The sequence below is a fragment of the Rhodobacteraceae bacterium M382 genome, assembly GCA_025141015.1.
GTDB classification, from domain to species: domain Bacteria; phylum Pseudomonadota; class Alphaproteobacteria; order Rhodobacterales; family Rhodobacteraceae; genus Aliisedimentitalea; species Aliisedimentitalea scapharcae.
The window spans coordinates 3,289,373-3,310,110 of sequence record CP081098.1 but is presented as its reverse complement, the minus strand read 5'-3'; the positions used below and the strand labels follow the sequence as shown (position 1 = coordinate 3,310,110).

At 59.0% G+C, this 20,738-nt stretch carries 20 protein-coding genes; 8 read left to right on the top strand and 12 right to left on the bottom strand.

Annotated elements, in window-relative coordinates; genetic code table 11:
* Window positions 1–56: 56 nt before the first annotated feature.
* Entirely contained in the window at window positions 57–1,421 is a 1,365-nt protein-coding gene (locus K3727_15395; protein ID UWQ90165.1) for an SPOR domain-containing protein, read from the top strand.
* A gap of 343 nt (window positions 1,422–1,764) precedes the next feature.
* On the opposite strand, the gene K3727_15390 is transcribed toward K3727_15395, so the two are convergent.
* From K3727_15390 to K3727_15380, 3 genes are all read right to left on the bottom strand, one after another.
* Window positions 1,765–2,778 carry a hypothetical protein gene (locus tag K3727_15390; GenBank protein UWQ90164.1) on the bottom strand — a complete coding sequence of 338 codons (1,014 nt, stop codon included), beginning with the start codon at window positions 2,776–2,778 and terminating at the stop codon, window positions 1,765–1,767.
* Between the two features lie 104 nt (window positions 2,779–2,882).
* Window positions 2,883–3,098, bottom strand: a complete 216-nt coding sequence (locus K3727_15385) for a DUF2892 domain-containing protein (protein UWQ90163.1) — start codon at window positions 3,096–3,098, stop codon at window positions 2,883–2,885.
* A gap of 77 nt (window positions 3,099–3,175) precedes the next feature.
* The gene (locus K3727_15380) at window positions 3,176–4,804 is read right to left on the bottom strand and encodes an AMP-binding protein (protein ID UWQ90162.1); all 1,629 of its coding nucleotides are present in this window, start codon (window positions 4,802–4,804) and stop codon (window positions 3,176–3,178) included.
* Between the two features lie 75 nt (window positions 4,805–4,879).
* Here K3727_15380 and K3727_15375 point away from each other — a divergent pair, with 75 nt between their 5' ends.
* The 3 genes from K3727_15375 (at window position 4,880) to K3727_15365 (ending at window position 7,456) form a co-directional block, all read left to right on the top strand.
* Window positions 4,880–5,803: a DMT family transporter gene (locus K3727_15375; protein ID UWQ90161.1), complete on the top strand. Its 924-nt coding sequence runs from the start codon at window positions 4,880–4,882 to the stop codon at window positions 5,801–5,803.
* 103 nt (window positions 5,804–5,906) lie between these two features.
* On the top strand, window positions 5,907–6,551 hold the full coding sequence (locus K3727_15370; protein UWQ90160.1) for a sulfotransferase family protein: 645 nt from the start codon (window positions 5,907–5,909) through the stop codon (window positions 6,549–6,551).
* 197 nt (window positions 6,552–6,748) lie between these two features.
* Window positions 6,749–7,456 (top strand): Hint domain-containing protein, encoded by a 708-nt coding sequence (locus K3727_15365; protein ID UWQ90159.1) that lies wholly within the window; start codon window positions 6,749–6,751, stop codon window positions 7,454–7,456.
* Between the two features lie 446 nt (window positions 7,457–7,902).
* On the opposite strand, the gene K3727_15360 is transcribed toward K3727_15365, so the two are convergent.
* From K3727_15360 to K3727_15320, 9 genes are all read right to left on the bottom strand, one after another.
* Window positions 7,903–10,104, bottom strand: a complete 2,202-nt coding sequence (locus tag K3727_15360) for an enoyl-CoA hydratase/isomerase family protein (GenBank protein ID UWQ90158.1) — start codon at window positions 10,102–10,104, stop codon at window positions 7,903–7,905.
* Window positions 10,097–10,585 carry a cupin domain-containing protein gene (locus K3727_15355; GenBank protein UWQ90157.1) on the bottom strand — a complete coding sequence of 163 codons (489 nt, stop codon included), beginning with the start codon at window positions 10,583–10,585 and terminating at the stop codon, window positions 10,097–10,099. Before K3727_15355 ends, K3727_15360 begins: the two co-directional genes overlap by 8 nt.
* Window positions 10,585–11,796, bottom strand: coding sequence for an acetyl-CoA C-acetyltransferase (locus K3727_15350; GenBank protein ID UWQ90156.1), 1,212 nt, complete (start codon window positions 11,794–11,796; stop codon window positions 10,585–10,587). Before K3727_15350 ends, K3727_15355 begins: the two co-directional genes overlap by 1 nt.
* Before the next feature lie 10 nt (window positions 11,797–11,806).
* Window positions 11,807–12,445 (bottom strand): glutathione S-transferase, encoded by a 639-nt coding sequence (locus tag K3727_15345; protein UWQ90155.1) that lies wholly within the window; start codon window positions 12,443–12,445, stop codon window positions 11,807–11,809.
* 294 nt (window positions 12,446–12,739) lie between these two features.
* A complete protein-coding gene (locus K3727_15340; protein ID UWQ90154.1) occupies window positions 12,740–13,900 on the bottom strand; it encodes an acyl-CoA dehydrogenase family protein in 1,161 nt (386 codons plus the stop codon).
* A 25-nt stretch (window positions 13,901–13,925) separates the two neighbouring features.
* Window positions 13,926–14,138: a hypothetical protein gene (locus tag K3727_15335; GenBank protein UWQ90153.1), complete on the bottom strand. Its 213-nt coding sequence runs from the start codon at window positions 14,136–14,138 to the stop codon at window positions 13,926–13,928.
* Between the two features lie 52 nt (window positions 14,139–14,190).
* Window positions 14,191–15,972: an acyl-CoA dehydrogenase C-terminal domain-containing protein gene (locus tag K3727_15330; GenBank protein UWQ90152.1), complete on the bottom strand. Its 1,782-nt coding sequence runs from the start codon at window positions 15,970–15,972 to the stop codon at window positions 14,191–14,193.
* 54 nt (window positions 15,973–16,026) lie between these two features.
* Complete coding sequence (locus K3727_15325) at window positions 16,027–16,428, bottom strand: MerR family DNA-binding transcriptional regulator (GenBank protein ID UWQ90151.1); 402 nt, start codon at window positions 16,426–16,428, stop codon at window positions 16,027–16,029.
* A gap of 318 nt (window positions 16,429–16,746) precedes the next feature.
* Window positions 16,747–17,115, bottom strand: coding sequence for a MerR family DNA-binding transcriptional regulator (locus K3727_15320; protein UWQ90150.1), 369 nt, complete (start codon window positions 17,113–17,115; stop codon window positions 16,747–16,749).
* Between the two features lie 120 nt (window positions 17,116–17,235).
* Between K3727_15320 and K3727_15315 the strand changes: the two genes are divergently transcribed.
* The 4 genes from K3727_15315 to K3727_15300 all read left to right on the top strand — a co-directional run bounded on the left by K3727_15315 (window position 17,236) and on the right by K3727_15300 (window position 20,724).
* Window positions 17,236–17,658, top strand: coding sequence for a PaaI family thioesterase (locus tag K3727_15315; protein ID UWQ90149.1), 423 nt, complete (start codon window positions 17,236–17,238; stop codon window positions 17,656–17,658).
* Complete coding sequence (locus K3727_15310; GenBank protein ID UWQ90148.1) at window positions 17,655–18,179, top strand: PaaI family thioesterase; 525 nt, start codon at window positions 17,655–17,657, stop codon at window positions 18,177–18,179. Before K3727_15315 ends, K3727_15310 begins: the two co-directional genes overlap by 4 nt.
* Window positions 18,163–19,488, top strand: coding sequence for an MATE family efflux transporter (locus K3727_15305; protein ID UWQ90147.1), 1,326 nt, complete (start codon window positions 18,163–18,165; stop codon window positions 19,486–19,488). Before K3727_15310 ends, K3727_15305 begins: the two co-directional genes overlap by 17 nt.
* A gap of 165 nt (window positions 19,489–19,653) precedes the next feature.
* Complete coding sequence (locus K3727_15300) at window positions 19,654–20,724, top strand: zinc-binding dehydrogenase (GenBank protein UWQ93404.1); 1,071 nt, start codon at window positions 19,654–19,656, stop codon at window positions 20,722–20,724.
* Window positions 20,725–20,738: the final 14 nt, after the last annotated feature.

Sequence of the window (20,738 nt, the reverse complement as noted above, 5' to 3'; positions counted from 1 at the left end):
CTTTACAGCGATTCGGAATTACGGCATTCTTGTGACCACATATTGTGGGGGCAGGCATGAAGATTACAAGAATTATTGCCATGGCATTGATCGCGGGGGGGCTTGGACTTCCGGCTTTGCAGGCCCAGACGCTGCAAAAGGCGCAGCCCCCGGCCGAGTTCCCTCCGGCTTCGTTCAAAGGGAAGCAATATGTTGATAGCAAGGGGTGTATCTATATTCGCGCCGGGATCGACGGAAATGTGACCTGGGTTCCCCGGGTCAACCGCAGCCGCAAACAGATCTGTGGCTATCAGCAGACCAAGCTGAAACCGGGGGCGTCGACCAGCGCGACGTCACAGGCCAAGGCTCCTGAATTGATCACGGTGCCCGCCGCGGGACGGCCAACCGCCACCGCAGCCCGGACACCTGTTGCGGCACCGGCCCCTAAGACCACCGTAAAAACAACTGCAAAACCCACGACGACAACACGGACGACAACCCAGGCGACGGTTCGGCAACCAGTTGTGACCAGCACCCGCAAACCTGTTCCGACCGTGGCGAGCACTTTGCCGGCGGCGCCAAAACCGGCCCCGGTGAAAACCAAACCCGCGGCTGTGGTTGCGGCCCCGACGCCAGCGGCTCCGGCCGCGCGCGCTGGTGGCTGTTCGAATGCCTCATCGTTAAGTCAGCGGTATATCAACAAAACCCCGGACGTGCGGTGTGGTCCACAGGCCGAGGCTCCGGTTACCTTTGGGTCGGGCTCTGGTATTGGGCCGCAGTCGTCGTTGCGTCTGACTCCGAACACACGGGTGGTGCAGCGCCATATATACGACAATCGGCAGAACACTCAGAACTTCAAGGTGCCCGCCGGCTATAGGTCCGTGTGGAGCGACGATCGTTTGAATCCGCAACGGGCCGAGCGCGGTCTGCGCCCCGCTGTGATCACCCAGGCGGTGAGAATTCCCGAAGGGTATCGCCGGGTGGAACGTGAAGATGATCGCATGAACCCGATGCGCGGGGTGCGAACTGCGGCGGGGGATGCGCAAAGCGCCCAGATCTGGACGAACACGCTGCCGAAGACGCTGAAACCGGTGCCAACGCAGGCGCAGATCATTACCTTGCCAACATCCACAGCGCGGTCTCCGGCAGAAGCGACCCACGTCCGGGTTTCAACCCGATCCGCGTCCCAGGCCCAATCCTTGCCCAGGGTATCGACCAATCGGTATATTCGTGTGGCAACGTATGAAACTGATGCTGTTGCCCGCGAGACGGCGCAAAACCTGGCCGGAACCGGATTGCCGATGCGGTTGGGGAGCCTGAACAAGGGGGGCAAAAGTTATCGTGTTGTTCTGGCTGGCCCTTATTCATCGGATTCTGTGGCCGAACGGGATCTGGCTCGTGTCAGGGCCGCCGGGTTCGGCAGTGCGCGTTTGAGCAAATAGAACTGCGCAGGGTGCGTGTCGGAGAAACCGGACAGAGATGTCCGGTTTTGTCGTTTGCGCACAGTCTGTTCCTGGTGCTCTCCCGTCCGTCATCGGGCATTTGGCAATGCCCTCTTCCCGTTGGGCGTGGCACCGCGCCCGCGCGGTGCCACGCCCAACGCCGTGCGCCATATCGGCGTCAGCCGATGTGGAAAACGGGGGCGGGAGCGCATTGGGTGAGAGCGCCAAGGTCGATGGATAGGCAGGCTGGCCTGTGTGTGTTAGGTCCGTCACCGGGGAGCAGGGAGGTGCATTGCACTGGCGTTTCGGGGTCGATGTCAGCCTTGCTGGGAAGCAGACCAAATCAATTGTCACAGATGCTCTGCAGTTGCACCCAGTCGCGATCAGACAGGACCGGTTCCAACTTGCGACCAGCCATGGGGTCGGCCTCGATCAACCCCAGGACGGTTTCTCCAGTAATATCAGTGGCATAGGCATAAGGCGTCGAGGCGATGGCGCTTTGGGCAAAGGTTGCCAGCAGAACATCGTCAGGGACAACAGGGCGGGGGGCGGACAACAGGCTCTCGGCAAAATGATCCAGCGTCTGGCGCGGAAGTTTGCCGGTTGTCAGCAGGCGAAAGGTCGTGACAGGACCGCCATAGGTCAACAGTTCCGCCAGTGGATCCAGTTGCCCGGCCCGCGCGCGTTCAACCAGGATTGCCCCTGCCGCCACGGCCGGATCCTCGTGGTCTTCGATCAGGGATCTGTTCAGCAGGATGATGCCGCCGGGCAGGTTCAGGCTTGTTGCAATGCCCGAACTCATGACAGCCAATTGCCGAACGCCGGTGCGGTCCGACAGGCGGGTCAGGATGGCATCAGAGCTTTGGGAGGTGCAGATTGGTCCTGTGACCCGTTCAATCCGCCCCAGCAGAGCACGGCCGATGGCAATGCGCTGAATGTCGGGAACGACGGCCACTGTGTGCTTCAGCAAAGCACCGGGCAGCCATAGGAACAGAACCGCAGCCACCAATGCAATGGTCGCCAGAACGCTGGCCCACCGCAGGCGCCCCGGCCGTGGTCGGGCCCGATCAATTGCGCTGCGCAATGTCTCGACCGCCTCGATCATGGCGGTTTCCGCCTCTTCCATTTCCAAGGTTTCGCCGGGGTCTCCGTCCGGGTTGTAGATGGCCGGAAACAGCCCTGGATTCTGGCGGTCAACTGCGGCGAGCGACCAGTGTGTCAGGGGGCGGTCGTTCAGGTCGGTTATGGTCAGGGTTGCGTTGCCGATGGAAACGATGACTTCGCGACGCTGGTCATCAGGACCGGGACGCCACAGGCCGGACGCCTCGAGCCGTTCATATTGTTTCAGCGCGGTCATTTTTGTTGGTTTTGCTCATGCTCGATCTGACGTCAGACTAGCACGCGGAAAAAGGGGCGGCAAACAAGAACGCCGCCCCTTGATGTGTGATTGAGCATGTGGCCTCAGGTTTTGGTGGCGACAGCTTCGCAGGGCGTTTTTAGCCCGATCTTGCGAAACACCATTGCTGCCGGGCAAAACCCTGTAAAGGCCGATTGCAATAGGTTGGCACCCACAAAGACCGTCAGCCACATCCAGTGCACGGACACGGTCCAAGTCAGCAGAACCGAGATCAGTACCATTGTCCCGGCAAAGGCCAAAAGCGCGTTGTTTGCCGTCATGATTCCATCCTTTCAAATATATCTCACATTCAGAATATAAGATGTGAGATATATCTTCAAGCCAAACCTGCGTCAGCTCACAGGTCTGCGGCGATCTTGCGCAGTTCAAATTTCTGGATCTTGCCGGTCGAGGTTTTAGGCAATTCCAGGAACACCACCTTTTTGGGCGTCTTGAACCCGGCCAGAGTTTCCCGGCAAAAGGCAACCAAGCCTGCCTCGTCCGCGGTGGCACCTTCCTTGAGCTCGACAAAGGCACAGGGCACCTCGCCCCATTTGTCATCCGGTTTGGCAACCACAGCCGCCAGATTGACATCCGGATGTCCCATAAGAACGCCCTCGACTTCGACGGACGAGATGTTTTCGCCCCCCGAGATGATGATGTCCTTGGCCCGGTCCGCGATCTGGATATAGCCGTCGGGATGCTGAACGGCGATATCCCCCGAATGGAAATATCCGCCCTTGAAGCTTTCTGCAGTGGCGTCGGGGTTCTTGAGATACCCTTTCATCACCGAATTGCCGCGCATGACGATCTGCCCCTGATCGGTGCCGTTCATCGGGATCTGCCCCATATCGTCGTCCATGACCGTGATGTGATCCATCATGGGAAAGGCCACGCCCTGACGGGCCTTGATTGCAGCACGCCCGGTCTGGTCCAATGTGTCCCAATTGCCGCCTTTCCACAGGCATTCGGTGACATGGCCATAGGTTTCGGTGAGCCCATAGACCTGAGTGATGTGAAATCCCAACCGCTCGATCTTTTCCAGCGTGGCAGGGGCAGGGGGCGCTCCGGCGGTAAAGACTTCGACGGTATGGTCAAATGTCTTGCGGACCTCTTCGGGTGCGTTGACGATCATGTTCAGAACGATGGGGGCACCGCCGAAATGTGTGGCACCTTCGTTGGCGATTGCGTCATAGATTGCAGGCGCGGTGATATTGCGGCAGCAGATCACGGTCCCCCCCAACACCGGCATCATCCAAGTGTGGTTCCAGCCGTTGCAGTGAAACAGCGGTACGATGGCCAGGTATTTCGGTTTCATCACCATACGCCAACTGATCACGGTACCCATGGTCATCAGGTAGGCCCCGCGGTGATGATACACCACGCCCTTGGGGCGCCCCGTGGTGCCCGACGTGTAGTTCAACGCCAGGCTTTCCCATTCATCCTGTGGCAGGATCCAATCAAAGTCATGGGCTGCATTGCCCAGAACGTCCTCGTAAACCGGGTGACGTCCGGTGGCGTGAAAACCGGCCTGGTCATCCGGTACTTCGATGATCAGCGGGCCGTCTCCGTCCATGCGGGCCTTGGCCGCTTCGGCCAGAGGTACGAATTCCGTGTCCGCAAGCACCACTTTGGCTTCGCCATGGCCAAAGATATAGCTGACCGTGTCCACATCCAGGCGGGTGTTGATGGTGTTCAACACGGCACCGCAGGCAGGCACGCCGAAATGCGCTTCGGCCTGGGCCGGCAGGTTCGGAATCAGCGTGGCGACCACGTCGCCCGGTTTGACGCCCATGCCCGCCAGCGCCGACGCCAACCGGGTGCAGCGGTCGTAATAGGCCGCATAGGTTTTGCGGAAGCTGCCATAGACAATGGCGGGATCATCGGCAAACACATGCGCCGCACGTCGTAGATGTGACAGCGGTGTCAGCGGCACATAGTTCGCTGCATTCTTTTCCAGCCCGGACTCATCAGCCATCCAACCCATCTAAATTCTCCCTGAATCGCAGTCGATGTCGTTTTATGGCGAGATATTGCTCAAGTCGTCTCCTAAAGGGAAGCCATGAAATGTAAGACAATTGATTTGCAGCCCGAAGTTTCCCAATTCACGGCCGCGGGCACGATGCTGGCGGCCATGGCGGTTGTCGGGATCGTCGATAACATTATCCCGGTGTTGGCCAGAGACATCGGGTTGTGGCAATTCTACCTGATGCGGGCGCTGTTGTCGGTGCCGTTGCTTTGTGTCTTCTCGGCATTCGGGTTGGGCAAGCTGACAGTGAACCGGGTATGGCCGGTGCTGTTGCGCAGTGTCCTGCTGGGTGTGTCGATGATGTTCTACTTTTCTGCCGTGGCCCTGATGCCGATCGCTCAGGCCATTGCCGGTTTGTTTACTTCGCCAATCTTTATCGTGGTCATTTCGGTGGTGTTCTTGGGGCTCAGGATCGGGTTGGTCAGGGTTGGTGCCATTTTTCTGGGCTTCATCGGTGTTCTGTTCGTGCTGCAACCGGATCTATATGCGTTTGATTGGTTGATCCTAATGCCGGTCGCCGGTGGTTTTTTCTATGCTTTGGGAACCATTACAACGCGGACGTTGTGCGATGGGGAAAGCACGAATGCCATGCTGCTTGGGATGTTGTTGGCGCAAGCGGTCATGGGAATGATTGGATTGGGTGTGCTTGAGATCTGGCCACAGGATGTGGCTGCTGGCGCGGATGGCTTCGTGACACGGGGCTGGGTCTGGCCGGTGTGGTCGCTCATGCATTGGATGCTGTTGCAGGTGATCGGGTCTGTCGTTGGGGTGTATCTGATCATCAAGGCGTACCAACAGGGCGAGGCCTCCTTTGTGGCGGTCTTTGAGTATTCGGTGATGATCGTGGGTCCGGCATTTGCCTGGCTGGTATTCGGTCAGACGGTTGGGCTCTGGCAGATCTTTGGAATTGGATTGATTGTCCTGGCCGGATCCGTCATCGCCCTGCGAAGCAGATGATACCGCCCTCATAGGCGCTTTGAGCGACGTTGTCGCGCGCCTCGGTGGCGGATGGGTCCGATTCCGCCATTTCGCATCGCGCGCCGCTCGGGTACGGTTCGGCATGATCCTTTCTACTGGCCGATCCTACGTCTTTGTTCATATGCCCAAAACCGGCGGAACGGCGCTTGCCCTTGCATTGGAAGCGCGGGCCAAATCCGATGACATCATGCTGGGGGATACGCCAAAGGCCCGAAACCGCCGTCGCCGCGTACGGGATGCGCCAACCGCGGGCCGTTTGTGGAAACATTCGACCCTGTCCGACATACAGGGGCTGGTCCCGGATGACGTGTTGCGGTCCCTGTTTGCCTTTACCTTGGTGCGTAACCCGTGGGATCGCTGCGTCAGCTATTACCACTGGCTGCGCGTCCAAAGCTTTCAGCACGCGGCCGTTGATCTCGCCCGCGCTCTCGATTTCGACGCATTCGCTTCGCATCCTCAGACAACGCAGGGCTTTCGCAAGACGCCCGCGCGTGCATTCATGCAGCATGGCGACGGGAGTGAACAATGCGCCTGTTACATACGGCTGGAGCATTTCGCTGCAGATGCCGCCCCGTTGTTTGATCATTTGGGTTTCACTTTTGATCTGCCGCGTGTGAATGCGTCCCAGCGCGAACAGGATTATCGCGGGTATTATTCGGCAAAGTCGCGCCAGGCCATCGCAGAGAGCTGTGCCGAAGACATCGCTCGATTCGGGTATCGTTTTTAGGATCGGTGCGTCGCGCCCCTGATTGTCGCTGCTTTGTCGTCAATCAGATTTAGCCATGCGCCTCTGTTGCCAATGACAGGGCAATGGCGTGGATCAGCCACAATTTCGACTTATCCACGGCAGACAGATCAGACAGCGTTAACCACGAAAGTCTGCCTGTGCCTCGCTCTGAGTGCGCGCCAACTGTTGGAGAGTCGATGTTCAAATGGTTCACAGCCCCCAAAGTCCAGTTGCCTGATCCTGCATGGGCGGCCGGACCAATGGGCATGATGATCACCGGGCAGGATGGGTTTCTGTGCGGTACACATGTTGTTTCGAATCTGGGCTGGCGTCGTGTCGATGCATTATGCGTGGGTGACAAGGTGCTGACGTTTGACAATGGGATGCGTACGATCGTTGAAATCCAACGGGAAACCTTGACCAGACCCGCCGAAGGCATGCCGCGAAGCCGCTGGCCCATGATGGTACCCGAAGGGGCGCTCTTGAACCGGCGCGCCATGTCGATCATGCCGGATCAGGGTGTTTTTATCGAATCCGATCTGGTCGTAGACGCGTTGGGGGACCCTTATGCGATTGTTCCGGCGCGGGCTTTGGATGGGTATCGTGGGATTGAGCCCGCCGATCCGCACACGGAGCTGACATTGACGACCTTGGCCTTTGCGCAGGACGAAGTGGTGTATGCCGAAGGCGGCATGCTGGCCTATTGCCCCTGTGCACGCGAATTGCTGGACGCAGGGGCCGAAGACGATGCGCACACCTATCAGGTTCTGTCCTTGCAGGAAGCCCGCACGCTGATCCAACAGATGGCCAGCGGTCCCGAGGCCACGCCTCTTGGGTGGCACGCCGAAGAGATCAGCGCCGTGCAGAAAAGCCGCCCCGGACGACCGATGGTGCACCCTTTTTGACGCGAGATGCCGGGAAAAATGACAAAGCGCTGTAAAGCACGGCAACGCCTTTCGCGCGGTAGGGCAAAAAATCGCACACTTCATGGTCGGCGACGAGGATCGGGAAATGGCCGCCACCATATCGGGCGCAGCCATGTTTTATGTTCAACACCGAACAGCTTGGCGCATCAAGCGTGTCGAGGGTCACTCTCTTTGGCAGGATGTCTTCAGAGTATCTGAAATCGGGCTGTCCGCTTCTTTGCGAATATCAATCCGGTGACCGACTGAGTTGGGCGCATTGTTGGAAAACAGATGCGCAGATATCAGGTTCACTCATTTTTTTGTCCATTCAAAACCAAAACCCTGCCGCGACTGGCGCAACAGGGTTTTGGTCTTGGCGTGTCCCACCCACAGAAGACGTCAGAAGCACAGCTTCGGGGGTGTTCCGGTGTTGGCAGATGCCCTGATCAGGCCGCGGCCGCCTCGGGATCAAAACGCCCATAGAAGGATTGGCCTTTGGTGGCCATTTCGCGCAGAAGCGGCGGACAGGTGAACCGCGCGCCATATGCCTCGGTCAGCTGATCACAGCGTTCTGCCGCATAGGGCGTGCCCAGAATGTCCAGCCAGCTGAGCGGGCCACCGGACCATGGTGCAAAGCCCCAGGCCAGGATGGCCCCTACGTCGCCTTCACGGATATCCATCAGCACGCCTTCTTCCAGCGCCCGAACGGCCTCCAGAACCTGGGCAAACATCAGACGGTCCTGAACCTCTTGCAACGACGGCTGGGTTTCTGCCAGCGGGTATTTGTCGTGCAGACCCTTCCAGTATTGGGTGCGCTTGCCTTTGTCGTCATAGTCAAAGAACCCGGCGTTGGCCTTGCGGCCCATGCGGCCCAGCTCTTCCATCCAGAAGATCAGATCGTCGCCGGGGCTGTCGGGATAGGCGTTGCCCATCGCCGCCTTGGTCGCCCGCGCAATCTTGGCCCCCAGATCAATGGAGGTTTCGTCGTTCAGCTGGATCGGTCCCACAGGGAAGCCCAGCTGACGCGCCGCGTTGTCAATCATCGCCGGAGCCACGCCTTCGGTCAGCATCCGCAGGCCTTCGTTGATATAGGGGATGATACAGCGGTTGGCGTAGAAGAACCGCGCATCATTGACCACGATGGGCGTCTTGCGGATCTGGCGCACGTAATCCAACGCCTTGGCCACGGCCCGATCCCCGGTTTCGGCCCCTTTGATGATCTCGACCAGCAGCATCTTTTCGACGGGCGAAAAGAAGTGGATGCCGATGAACTGCTCGGGGCGCACGCTCGCCTTGGCCAGATCGGTGATCGGCAGGGTCGAGGTGTTGGAGGCAAAGATGCAATCCTCGGGGATGATCGCTTCGACCTTTTTGGTCATCTCGGCTTTGACACCGGGGTCTTCGAACACCGCTTCGATGATCAGATCACAGCCTTTGAGCGCGTCCAGATCGGGGGTGGCGGTGATGCGACCCAACAGGGCCTCTTTCTTTTCAGCCGTGGCTTTGCCGCGTTTGATGCCCTTGTCCATGTAGGTTTCGGAATAGGCCTTGCCCTTGTCGGCCGCGGCCTGATCTCGGTCGATCAGTACGACCTCCATCCCGGCCTGTGCACTGACCAGCGCAATGCCCGCGCCCATCATGCCCGCACCCAGAACGCCGACCTTTTTGACCCGTTGATCAGGCACATCCTTGGGGCGTACCGCGCCTTTTTCCAATGCTTCCTTGTTCAGGAACAGCGACCGGATCATCGCCGAGGACGATGGGTTCATCAGGATCGAGGTGAAATGACGTGCCTCGATGCGCAGGGCGGTGTCGAAATCAACCAATGCGCCCTCATAGATGGCGCTCAGCAGCGCCTTGGCTGCTGGAAATGCGCCCTGGGTCTTGCCATTGATCATCGCGGACGCGCCAACGAATGTCATGAAGCCAGCAGGGTGATAAGGCGCACCGCCGGGCATTTTATACCCCTTGGCGTCCCAGGGTTTCACCAGATCGGCTTCCTTGGCGTTCAGCACCCATTCCTTGGCTGCGGCGACCGGATCGTCAGATACGGCATCGACCAGCTGCGCGCCCTTGGCCTTTTTCGGGTCCATCATCTTGCCTTCGAGCAAGACAGGTGCGGCGGCCATGGCTCCGACCATCTTGGAATAGCGGATTGTTCCACCACCACCGGGGAAGATGCCCAGCAGGATTTCCGGCAGGCCGATTTTGGCCTTGGCATTGTCGGTCATCACCCGGTGGTGACAGGCCAGCGCAATTTCCGTGCCGATCCCGGCGCAGGTGCCGTTGATGGCGCAGGCCACGGGTTTGCCGCCCTTTTTGGTCTTGGGGTCCATGCCTGCCAGCTCCAGCTTGCGCAGGATGTGATGGCCGCTCATGACAAAGTTGAACAGCGCCTCGGCAGGGGCGTCGCCCGCTTCCTGGCGGATCGTGGCCAACGTGTTCAGGTCCATACCGCCGGCAAAGGATCCTTCCTTGCCGCTGGTGATCACGATGCCTTTGACCGCGTCGTCATTCAGCGCCTGATCGACCAGATCGCTGACCAGTTCAAACGCCTCGCGGGTCATGACGTTCATGGATTTGCCCTGGGCGTCCCAGGTGATGAATGCGACGCCGTCTGCGTCGGTGGTCAATGTGAAATCAGTCATTGTCGTCTCCGATCTGGTCAGCCGTCAACGGGCTGCCATCCTTGCGGGTAAAGCTGAAGCCGTTGGCGTCATCCTTCACCATCATGTCGATATCGCTGTAATATGCGGTCTCGGTCGGGGTGTGGGTGCCCACCACCAGGAATGTGGCGGGGGTATCGGTGCGGTTCACAAGATGATGCCCGTTGGCCTCACCGGCAGGCCAGCTGGCGCAATCTCCCGCCCGCATGACGTGTTCGCCATCATCGTCGATCAGGGTCAGCTCCCCGTCGATCATCAGCGCGAATTCGTCCTGCGCCATGTGATAGTGGCGCAGTGACGATAGGCCACCGGGTTCCAGCCGCACCATGTTGACCCCATATTGGGTCAACCCGCCCGCGTCGCCCAGGCGCTGCACAAACCGCCCGGCGGTGGCCTGCGCCAGTTTGCCGGGATAGCTTGATCCGCCCTTGAACGGGATTTGGGAAAGGTCGAGTTTTGGCATCAGACGCGCTCGATGATTGTGGCGGCACCCATACCCGATGCGATGCACAGGGTGGCGAGACCGGTTTCCTTGTCCTGACGCTCCAGCTCGTCCAGCAGGGTGCCGATAATGATCGCGCCGGTCGCGCCCAGCGGGTGGCCCATGGCGATCGAGCCGCCGTTGACGTTGACCTTGCCCGGATCCACATCAAACGCCTGCTGGAAGCGCAGCACAACGCTGGCAAAAGCTTCGTTAACTTCGAACAGGTCGAGATCAGAAATCTTCATGCCATTGTCGGCCAGGATCTTTTCTGTGACGGGCACGGGGCCGGTCAGCATGATGGTGGGATCGGTGCCGATCTTGGCTGTCGCCTTGATCCGGGCACGGGGTTTCAACCCGTATTTCTCGCCGAATTCCTTGTTGCCGATCAGCACGGCGGCCGCCCCATCGACGATGCCGGATGAATTGCCCGCATGGTGGATGTGATTGATCCGCTCCAGATGCGGGTATTTCATCATCGCGATCTTGTCGAAGCCGGGCATATGTTCGCCCATCATCTGAAAGGCCGGGTTCAACCCGCCCAGCGACTGCATGTCGGTGCCGGGGCGCATGTATTCATCGCGATCCAGGATTGGGATGCCGTTCTGGTCGCGCACGGTGATCACCGATTTGTCAAACCGCCCATCGTCCCAGGCCTCTTTGGCGCGGCGTTGGGATTCCATCGCCAGCGCATCGGCCTGATCGCGGGTAAAGCCATATTCGGTGGCGATAATGTCGGCCGAAATGCCCTGGGGCACGAAATAGCTGTCCATCGCCAGGCTGGGATCCACGGCAATTGCCGCGCCGTCGCTGCCCATGGCCACGCGGCCCATCATTTCCACGCCACCAGCGATATAGGCATCGCCTGCGCCGCCTTTGACCTGGTTGGCGGCCAGGTTCACAGCTTCCATTCCAGAGGCGCAGAACCGGTTGATCGCCAGACCCGGAATGCGTTCGTCCAGATCCGATGCCAGCACGGCCGAGCGCGCCAGACAGCCGCCCTGTTCCATCACCTGGGTGACATTGCCCCAGATCACGTCCTCGACGGCGTGGCCGGTCAGGTTGTTGCGCTCCTTGACCGCGTTCAGGGTCAGGGCGGACAACCGCAGGCTGGTCACCTCGTGCAGGCTGCCATCCTTGCGGCCTTTGCCACGGGGGGTACGCAGGGCGTCATAGATATAAGCTTCGGTCATGATGCTCTCCTCAGGAACGGTCCGACGGGTTGCCGGGCATCAGGTCATAGGGGTGTTTCCAGCCAGGTTGGTCGCTGATACGGGTCAGCCAGGCGTCGATATGGGGCCAGTCGGCACGGTCAAAGCCAAAGGGTTCTGGGTAATACAGATAGCCGCAACAGCTAAGATCGGCATTGGTGATCCCATCGCCAACAATCCAGTCGCGCCCCTCCAGATGGGCATTCAGCGTGGCATAGGCGGCCTTGAGCCGGCCCTGATTGAAGGCGATCACATTGGGGTCGCGGTGCTGTTCGGGCAAAAAGTTCATCAGAAAGCGTGTCAGCCCTGCCATCGAGCTGAATTTGTGATTGTCCCACAAGACCCAGCGCAGGATTTCATAATTGTCTTCGCGGGTTTTTCCGCCGAATTTTCCCGATTTTTCTGTAACATAGGCCTGAATGCACCCCGATTGGCTGGTGCGGAAATCGCCGTCCACCAAAACCGGGGCTTCGCCCATTTCATTCACGTCAGCACGGTATTCGGGGGTCCGGGTCTCGCCCGCAAAGAAGTCGACAAAGACCGGCTCCCAGTCCAGGCCCGAGAGTTCCAGCGCCAGTGCCGCCTTATAGGCATTTCCGCTTTCGCCAAAGCAATGCAGTTTGATTGTCATGTCGCGTTCCCTGTGTTTGGTGTCGAACGTGGGGGTTTCACACCCCCACACCCCCGTGGAGTTTCTTGGGCAAGATGAAGGCGCTGCCTTTACGGATCATTAAGGTTAATGCGCCATCCTTTGGTCGCGCCCGGAGCTGGAGAGCGACCTGGCGTGCGAGGTGAAGCCCCGCCAACCGGTGCCGTGGCGCCCTGGGCAGCAAGCGCTGGTGGCGGGGTGAAGCTTCTTTATTCATCTTGCAAGAAAACTCCCGCCGGAGGCGTTGGTCCGTTTCAAGTGTCGCATCATCACGGCTTATTTCTCCGCCATGATGCCACGGGCAATCAACTCCTTCATGATCTCGTTGGTACCGCCATAAATCCGCTGCACGCGGGCATCCGCCCACATTTCGCCGACGGCGTATTCCATCATGAAACCATACCCACCATGCAGTTGCAGGCATTCATCCAGGACCTCGCCCTGGGTGTCGGTGGTCCAGTATTTGGCCATGGCCGCCTTTTCCACGGTCAGCTCGCCGCGCAGGTGTTCGCTTATGCATTCATCCAGGAAAGCGCGGGCGACCTTGGTTTTGGTCATGCATTCGGCCAGCTTGAAACGGGTGTTCTGAAATTGGGTGATCGGACCACCAAAAGCTTCGCGTTCCTTGCAATAGGCGATGGTGCGTTCCACCGCGCCTTCCATGGCACCGACGGCACCACAGGCGATGATCAGCCGTTCCTGGGGCAGCTGCTTCATCATCTGGTAAAAGCCCTGACCTTCGACGCCGCCCAGAATGTTTTCAGGCGCGATTTCGACATTGTCAAAGAACAGCTCGGACGTGTCGGCCGCGTGCAGACCGATCTTTTCCAGGTTGCGACCGCGGGCAAACCCTTCGGCGCCATCTGTTTCCACAGCAACCAGAGACACGCCTTTGGACCCTAGCGAGGGATCGGTTTTCGCCGCAACCAGGATCAGGTTGGCGTGCTGGCCATTGGTGATGAAGGTCTTTTGACCCGAGAGGCGATAGGCGTTGCCGTCACGTACGGCCTTGGTTTTGATTGCCTGAACGTCCGATCCGGTCGAGGGTTCAGTCATCGCCAGCGCGCCGACCAATTCGCCGGTGGCCATTTTGGGCAGCCAGCGTTGTTTCTGTTCGTCCGTTCCATAGGCGTGGATGTAATGGGCGACGATGCCGGAATGGATGCCATTGCCCCAGCTGGCCAGATTGGCCCGGCTGCCTTCGAGCAGGATCACCGCCTCGTGGCCAAAATCACCACCTGCACCGCCCAGATCCTCGGGGATCGACGGGCACAGCAGGCCCAGTTCGCCGGCCTGGTTCCAGGTGTCGCGGTCCATGATCCCGGCCTTGCGCCAGTCTTCGAATTTCGGGGCCCATTCGGTGTTGATGAATTGGGCTGTCATCTCTGAGAGCATCTGGTGCTCTTCGGTCATCCAGTTGGAGGCGGTGGCGGTCATCTCTCTCCCTTGCCGCGCTGGCGGTTCAGCGCTTTCTGTCTTCCAGCTCGGCGTTGAACAGCCGTAACCGGTGGGTCAGGTTTTCGGTGTTGGTCACGCTGTCGAAATTTTCGAACAGAAAGGACAGAGCCTCTCCCTCGTCCAGCCCTGCTTCCTGTGCGAATTTGCGCAGTTTGCGATAACCGTCTTCGGTCATTGCGACCGGAAAGCGGCGGGTCAGGCGGAAACGTTTGGGCATTTAAACACCATATGAATGTAAGGGCAGGGCGGGGTTCACCCCCGCCATACCATCAGAAATTGGCCGCATCCAATGCCATTACCGTGTCCGCGCCGCTTTGAATGCGCGACAGGTGCAGGGCCGTGGCCGGGAGTTGGCGTGCCATGTAATACCGTCCGGTGGTGATCTTCGTCTCATAGAACGCGGCGTCAGAAGACCCAGCGTCAATTGCCGATTTTGCGGCCTTGGCCATGCGCGCCCACATCAGGCCCAGGCAGACATGACCGAACATATGCATGAAGTCATAAGAGCCCGAGAGCGCGTTATTGGGGTTCTTCATGCCGTTTTGCATGAAATACATGCCCGCCGCCTGCAGATCCTTGGACGCGGATTTGAGCGGTTCGATGAATGCCGTGTCATAGGCGTCGTCCTGGCCGCCGTTTTCCTTGCAAAAGGATTTGACCAACTCAAAGAACGCCATCACGTGCTTGCCGCCATCCTGGGCCAGCTTGCGGCCCACCAGGTCCAGTGCCTGTACCCCATTGGCCCCTTCATAAATCATCGCGATCCGTGCGTCCCGCGTGTATTGGGACATGCCCCATTCTTCGATATAGCCGTGGCCGCCGTAAATCTGTTGGGCCTGTACGGTCATGTCATAGCCCTGATCGGTCAGGAACCCTTTGATCACCGGAGTCAGCAGGCTGACAAGACCGTCGGCATCCTTGTCGCCATTGCGATGGGCCTGGTCAATCATGGTCGCGCCCCACAGCAGGAATGCACGCGCGCCTTCGGTAAAGCTTTTCTGGTCCATCAGGTTGCGGCGAATGTCAGGGTGCACGATCAGCGGATCGGCAGGGCCATCGGGGTTTTTGACACCGGTCACATCGCGGCCCTGCAGGCGGTCCTTGGCGTATTCCAGCGCGTTCTGATAGGCGGCTTCGGCCTGGGCCAGGCCCTGCATGCCGACACCCAGACGCGCTTCGTTCATCATGGTGAACATGGCGCGCATGCCTTTGTGCTCTTCACCAAGAAGCCAGCCGGTAGCCTCGTCATAGTTCATCACACAGGTCGAATTTCCGTGGATGCCCATCTTTTCTTCGATCTTGCCACAGGACACACCATTGCGGGCGCCCAGCGTACCATCGGCGTTGACGATGAATTTGGGCACGATGAACAGCGACACCCCCTTGATCCCGTCGGGTCCGCCGGGGATCTTGGCCAGAACCAGATGGATAATGTTGTCGGCCATGTCGTGTTCGCCCGACGAGATAAAGATCTTTTGCCCGGTGACCTTGTAACTGCCATCACCCTGGGGGTCTGCCTTGGTCCGCATCAGGCCCAGATCGGTGCCGCAATGCGGTTCGGTCAGGTTCATGGTGCCGGTCCAGTCACAGGCAACCATCTTGGGCAGGTAGGTGTCCTTTTGATCATCGGTGCCATGTGCCAGTATGGCCGAGGCCGCGCCATGGGTCAGGCCCTGGTACATGACAAAGGCCTGATTGGCAGAGCTGAACATTTCGCCGACGGCGGTGCCGATCACTGATGGCATGTTCTGGCCACCGTATTGTTCCGGCATGTCCAACCCGGTCCAGCCGCCTTCCTTCATCTGTTCAAAGGCCGCTTTGAACCCGGTCGGGGTGCGGACCACACCATTTTCCAGCACGCAGCCTTCGGTGTCGCCCACAACGTTCAGCGGATGCACCACTTCGGTGGCAATTTTGCCAGCCTCTTCCAGAATGGCGGACGTGAAATCCGGCTCCAGCTCGGAATATCCGGGAACATCGGTGTTTGTGATGTTCAGAACGTCATGCAGCACGAACTGCAGATCCTTGGTGGGGGCGGAATAACTGGGCATAGGGTGTCTCCGTAGTGGACGAATGGCTGTGTCGGTGAAACCGGGCGATGGTGCTTATTCGGCGACCTTTTTGTCGGCCAGCATGGATTGAAGCATTTTCTCGCCCCATTTGAGCTGTTCCTTGAGGTCTTCGATCGCTTCGGTCAGTTCTTCGCGCTGCTGTTCCATATCGGCCAGCCGTTCCTGCGCGATTTCATAGGTGCGGGCCAGCTGGGTATGTTGCTGATCCCCCATGTGGTACAGGTCCAGCAGCTGCCGGATCTCTTCCAGGCTGAACCCAAAGCGCTTGCCGCGCAAAATCAGCTTCAACCGGGCCCGGTCCCGTTTGGTGAACAATCGTTTCTGGCCTTCGCGCGCAGGGAACAACAATTCTTTGGATTCGTAAAAGCGCAACGTGCGCGGTGTTACGCCATAGGCATCGCACATCTCGCGGATGGTCATGGTTTCTTCGGTCATAATCTCAACTCTGGTCGTTCATGAGTGATCAACAGTTGGGCGGGTCGCTCTTCATTTACAACATGGAGTTGACGTTTACGTAATCCGAACGCTGCGTCACAAAATGCTTGACGTAAGATCAGATTGCGTAAAGGTGAAAAATTGAAACTTTGTTACCCAACGGCAAGCGCCATTCCCCTGTCCGTGCACATGACATAACAGCCAGCACAGCAGGTGTTGGGGTGGTTTTAAATGGGACTCGGGCCGGTTTCATACCCCGGCCAAGAATCGCTTCTGCACGTATGACGTGCAGAAGTCGGTGTTTTGAAGTGCGTTGTGTCAGCCCAGGCTGGCCTTGGTGGCATCCCGCAGCTTGACCAGTTCCTGCAAGGCTTCGTCCAGCTGTTCGCGCTGTTTTTCCAGCTCGATCTTTTGACGATCAGCCATTTCTACAAAAGCCTGCATCTGGGCCGTATTGCCGTCTTCTTCGTAGATCAGCAGCCATTGGCGGATTTCTTCGAGTTGGAACCCGAATTTGCGCCCCCGCATGATCAGTTTCATCCGCGCCACTTCGCGCGGGCCGTAATGTCTGGATCTGCCTTCACGGTCAGGTTGCAGTAATTCAATATATTCATAATACCGGAGCGTCCGCGGAGTTACATCGAACTCGGCACACATCTCCTTGAATGACAATTGTGTTTCGGTCATCCGTTCTCTCCCCTTGGGGCGCAACCTAAGGGGCGGTTCGCGCAAGCGCAACAGGTGGGGTTGCTCTTTGGGCGTGGTGCTGCTCAAAAGGTGAGGAGTTCAGACGCAGGAGCAAGGTTCGTGGTCGAGAAAGTCAAACTGGCCAAGCAGTTTATCGAAGCAATCCCCCATGCCAAGGAATTGGGAATGGAATTGACAGATATTGCCGAAGGCACGGCGACGATCACCATGCCTTATGACATGAAACTGGTTGGGGATCCGCAAACAGGCGTCATTCATGGTGGGGCCGTATCGGCATTGATGGATACCTGCTGCGGTGCCGCAGTCATGAGCCACCCTTCGGCTCCTGGAGGGACGGCTACCATTGATCTGCGTATTGATTACATGCGCGCGGCCACTCCGGGGCAATCGATCACGACCAAGGCGACCTGCCATCACATAACCCGAAATGTCGCTTTTGTCCGGGCTGTGGCCACCGATGGCGACACCAACAGCCCGGTGGCAACAGCTTCGGGTGCCTTTACTGTGGAGAAACGGTTTTGACCCGCGCCCGTCCCGAGCCCATGCAGGAAGTGAAACAGCGACGTGATGCCGCGCTGAACGCGCTGGTGACTGCGGTGCCTTATATCCGGTTTCTCGACATCACGTTTGACCGGAGGGGGGATGAGCTGACCGCACAGCTGAATTTTGATGACAAGCTGATCGGAAATCCGTTCCTGCCTGCGATACATGGTGGGGTCACAGCTGCGTTTCTCGAAGTCACGGCCTCGATCACCCTGTGCTGGTCGCATTTGTGGCCCGATATCGAGGCCGGCAGAATTGATCCCGAAGCCATTGCCCGCGGGAAATTGCCGCGCCTGCCCAAGACCATTGATTTTACCGTTGATTACCTGCGGTCCGGGCTGCCGCGCGATGCCTATGCCCGGGCGACGATCTCGCGCGCGGGGCGGCGGTATGCGTCGGTGCATGTGGCCGCCTGGCAGGATCACAAGGACAAGCTGTTTGCCCAGGCCACCGGGCATTTCCTGATGCCCCAAGTTCCGCCCGATGCAAAAACAGACTGACAGCATTCGCCCCCTGAGCCACGGGCGGGTGTTGAAAATCGCGGTTCCGATTGTCCTGTCCAATGCCACCGTTCCCATTCTGGGCGCGGTGGACACGGGCGTTGTGGGGCAACTCGGCGCTGCGGCACCCATCGGCGCGGTTGGCATCGGTGCCATTATCCTGTCGGCGTTGTATTGGATCTTTGGGTTTCTGCGGATGGGAACCGTCGGGTTGACCAGCCAGGCTGTTGGGGCCGGAGATCAGGCCGAAGTGTCGGCGTTGTTGACCCGGGCGCTGTTGTTGGGGGCCGCCGGCGGTGTGCTGGTCATCGCGCTTCAGCTGCCCCTGTTCTGGGTGTCGTTTCAAATGGCACCCGCCTCGCCCGAGGTCGAAGGCATGGCGCGGGATTATCTGGCCATCCGGGTCTGGTCGGCCCCGGCGGCCATCGGATTGTATGGCATCACCGGCTGGTTGATCGCACAAGAGCGCACCCGGGCGGTGCTGGTTGTTCAAGTCTGGATGAACGGGCTGAACATCCTGCTGGATCTGTGGTTTGTTCTGGGGCTGGACTGGGGCGTGAGCGGTGTCGCCGTTGCGACCTTTCTGGCTGAATGGTCGGGTTTTGCCTTGGGGTTGTGGTTTTGCCGACGGGCGTTTCATGTGCCGGACTGGCGCAATTGGGGGCAGGTTTTTGACTCTACACGGCTGAGACACATGGCCGTCGTCAATACAGATATCCTGATCCGGTCGCTTTTGCTTGAGGCGATGTTTGTGTCATTTCTGTTCTTTGGATCGGGATTTGGCGACGTCACCCTGGCGGCAAATCAGGTGCTGTTGCAGTTCCTGATGATCACGGCGTATGCGATGGATGGGTTTGCCTTTGCGGCCGAAACCCTGGTGGGGCAGGCGATCGGGGCCCGGCGACGGGATGCGCTGCGCCGCAGCGCCGGGCTGACCAGTTTTTGGGGGCTGGTTGTTGTGGTGGTCCTGGCCTTGATGTTTCTGCTGATTGGCGGATGGATGATTGACCTGATGGCGAAATCCGAGGACGTCCGCGCCGTGGCGCGTGTCTATTTGCCCTATATGGTTCTGGCACCACCTTTGGGGTGGGCCGCCTGGATGCTGGACGGGATCTTTATTGGTGCGACTGCGACCCGGGACATGCGCAACATGATGGTGATCAGCACGATTGTCTATTTTGCAACGGCTGCGGTTTTGTTGCCGGTTCTCGCCAATCACGGATTGTGGCTGGCGTTGCTGGTTTCCTTTGTTGCGCGCGGTGTCACCTTGGGATTACGCTATCGCGGGCTCGAAGCGCGCACAAATTGACCGGGGAATTGTCTCTGGGCAACCTGATTGCAAACGCCTTGGATGCAAATGTCTGACGTTTTGCATCCGGACCATCGCTCTGGGATAAGTCGGGCAGACAAGGAGAAGGTTGCAATGACCACAAAGCCAGGCCATCGGTTTGACCGCGTTGGAGATGCCCCGATGATGAAAGCCGTCGTGACAACGGGGAACGGCGGCTATGACCGCCTGGTGTACAAGGACGTGGCGCGCCCCACAGCCGGCCCCGGCGAAGTGGTGCTTCGGGTTCTGGCTGCAGGCATGAACAACACCGAAATCAACACACGGTTGGGCTGGTATTCTGCCACGGTGACAACCGGAACCGAGGACGCGGCCGACACGCAGGAACAGGCCCCCAGCGACAAGGCCGATGGGGGGTGGAACGCTGAAACCCCGTTCCCGTTCATTCAGGGCACGGACTGTTGTGGACGGGTGGTTCAGGTCGGGTCAGACGGTGATGAAACGCTGATTGGACGTCGGGTTCTGGTGCGATCCTGTATGCGTCCGCATGGGTTTTCGAGCCCGGAAAACATCTGGATGGGGTCTGATTTTGACGGGGCCTTTGCTCAATACGTCAAGGTTCCGGCCTCTGAAATCTTTCCGGTCGATTGCAGGTGGAGCGATGCGGAGCTGGCCACCATCCCCTGTGCTTATGGCACGGCGGAAAATATGGTGCATCGGGCGGGTATCTCTGCGGGCATGCGGGTTTTGGTCGCGGGAGCGTCGGGTGGGGTTGGGTCAGCGGTTGTGCAATTGGCCAAACGCCGTGGCGCTGTGGTCATCGGAATTGCCGGGACGTCAAAAATGGATCAGGTGCGGGAAATCGGGGCTGACCAGGTTGTCGATCGCGGCGCGGATCTGGTCGAGCAGCTGGGGACCGGCACGGTGGATGTTGTTGTCGACAATGTTGGCGGGGCCGGATTCGCGGCCATGCTGGCCGTGTTGAAACGCGGCGGGTCCTATGTGTCGTCGGGTGCCATCGGTGGCCCGATTGTCGAATTGGACATGCGGGTCTTTTATCTCAAGGACCTGACCCTGATCGGGACAACCGGTTGGGACGCGCCGGTGTTTCCCAACCTGATCTCCTATATCGAACGCGATGAAATTCGTCCGCTGGTGGCGCAGACTTTTCCCTTGTCTGACATCGCTCGGGCTCAGCAGGTCTTTTTAGAAAAGACCCATGTGGGCAATTTCGTTCTGATCCCGCCACAGGAGTGACGGTCACTCCGGTT